Source organism: Frankia sp. CeCAU1, from assembly GCF_977971845.1.
On the sequence record NZ_CDWWXA010000251.1, the window covers coordinates 1,198 to 3,670 of the forward strand.

Below are 2,473 nucleotides of genomic sequence, written 5' to 3' on the forward strand. Positions count from 1 at the left end.
GCGCCGACCCCGGCGGGCATCGCCAGGCTGGCCTCCGGCGGCGGGACCGCCCGTACCCCCCTGGTGGCCGGGCAGCGGCCCGAGGAGATCCCGCTGTCGTTCGGGCAGACCCGCATGTGGTTCCTCAACCGGTTGCAGGAGGGCAGCGCGGTCTACAACATGCCGATGGCGCTGCGGCTGCGCGGTGACCTGGACCGGGACGCGCTGCGAGCCGCGCTGAAGGACGTGGCACAGCGGCACGAGACCCTGCGCACGGTGTTCCCCGACCGGGACGGGGTGCCCTTCCAGAAGATCCTGGACGGTGGCCCCGAGCTCGTGGTGCGTGAGACCAGCGAGCGGGACCTCGCGGACCTGCTGGCGGCCGAGGCGGCACGTGGCTTCGACGTACGCAGCGAGCCGCCATGGCGGGCCGAGCTGCTCGTCCTGGCCGAGCGCGAGCACGTCCTGCTGCTGGTCGTGCATCACATCGCGGCCGACGGCTGGTCGATAGGAGTGCTCACCCGTGACCTGTCCACGGCCTACGCGGCGCGACTCGCCGGCCGGGAGCCGTCATGGGCGGCGCTGCCGGTCCAGTACGCCGACTTCTCGGCCTGGCAGCGCCAGATCCTGGGCAGCGAGGACGACCCGGACAGCCTGATCAGCAGGCAACTGGCGTACTGGCGGCAGTCCCTGGCCGGTCTTCCTGCCGAGCTGACGCTGCCGGTCGACCGTCCGCGCCCGGCCGTGGCCTCCTTCACCGGCGGCACCGTCCCGCTGCGCGTCAGCGCCGAGGCCCACGCCAGGCTGGCGGAGATCGCCCGGGACCGGAAGGCCACGATGTTCATGGTGGTGCAGGCGGCGGTCGCGCTGCTGCTGTCCCGCCTGGGCGCGGGTACCGACATCCCGCTCGGCACCGTCATCGCGGGCCGGGGCGACCCTGCGTTGGATGGCCTGGTCGGCTTCTTCGTCAACACGCTGGTGCTGCGCACCGATGCCGGCGGCGACCCGTCGTTCAGTGACCTGGTCGCCCGGGTTCGCGAGGTGAACCTGGCCGCCTACGCCCACCAGGACGTGCCGTTCGAGCGGCTGGTGGAGGAGCTGCAACCGGACCGATCGCTGGCCCGGCATCCGCTGTTCCAGGTCATGATGACCTTCCAGACCACCCACCAGGACGGCGGCTGGGAGCTGCCGGGCCTGTCCGTCCAACCACAGCGGTCGAGCTCCGACGCCGCCAGGTTCGACCTGTCCTTCACCGTCGGGGAACACCACACCGCCGGCGGCGCACCCGCCGGGCTGGACGGGGCGGTCGGCTACTCGGCCGACCTGTTCGACCGGGCGACAGCCGAGAAGCTGGCTGGGCGGCTGGTGCGGCTGCTGGAAACGGTCGCCGCCGACCCCGCGCTGCGGGCGAGCCGGGTGCCGGTCATGGACGAGGCTGAGTGGGCCCAGGTCGTGCACGGCTGGAACGGCACCGCCTGGAACGGCACCGCCTGGAACGACACCGCCTGGAACGGCACCGCGCCCAAGGTCTCGGACCGGACGCTGCCCGAGTTGTTCGAGGCCCAGGTGCGGCGCAGCCCGGACGCCGTCGCGGTGGTCTTCCAGGACGTAGGCCTCACCTATGCGGAGCTGGATGCGGCGGCGGGCCGACTTGCCGCGCGGCTGACCGAGCAGGGCGCCGGGCCGGAGCGGGTCGTCGCCGTGGCCCTGCCGCGGTCCGCTGAGATGCTGGTGGCGCTGCTGGCAGTGCTGAAGACCGGCGCGGCCTACCTCCCGGTAGACGTGGGATACCCGTCCTCGCGGGTGGCGTTCATGCTGGCCGACGCCGACCCCGCCGCCGTGGTCTGCACGGCCGAGACCGCCCGGGCGCTGCCCGGCCACCCGGCCGTACGGACGGTCCTGGACGACCCGCGGACCGCCGAGGCCCTGGCGGCCCGCCAGCCGACCGCGTCAGGCCGGATCGACCCGCGGCACCCGGCATATGTGATCTACACCTCGGGCTCCACCGGAACACCCAAGGGCGTGGTCATCTCACACCGCAACCTGGTGACGTTCCTCGCCGCGATGCGAATCCGCCCCGGCCTCACCGAGGCCGACGTCCTGCTGGCCGTGACGACGCTGGGCTTCGACATCGCCGGGCTCGAGCTGTTCCTGCCGCTGGTCGTGGGCGGGCGCGTGGTGGTGGCCGAACGCGAGGTGGCCCTGGACCCCAGGAGGCTGGCGGCGGAGATTGTACGGCACGGCGCGACGGTGCTGCAGGCTACGCCGGTGACCTGGCGGATGCTCGTCGACGACGGCTGGGCGGGCACTCCCGGGCTGAAGGCCCTGTGCGGCGGCGAGGCCCTCCCTCCGGACCTGGCCGAGGCGATGATCGAGCGCTGCGCGCAGGTGTGGAACATGTACGGCCCGACCGAGACCACGATCTGGTCGACCTGCCGGCAGTTGACGGCGGGCGGCGGCGTCAGCCTGGGCACACCGATCGCCGGTACCCGGA

1 protein-coding gene is annotated in these 2,473 nt (G+C 73.1%); it reads left to right on the top strand.

The genetic code is table 11. The features are described from left to right. Positions 1-2,473 (top strand): non-ribosomal peptide synthetase (locus AC08OO_RS23110; RefSeq protein WP_476619087.1); only part of this gene is annotated, 2,473 nt, incomplete at both ends.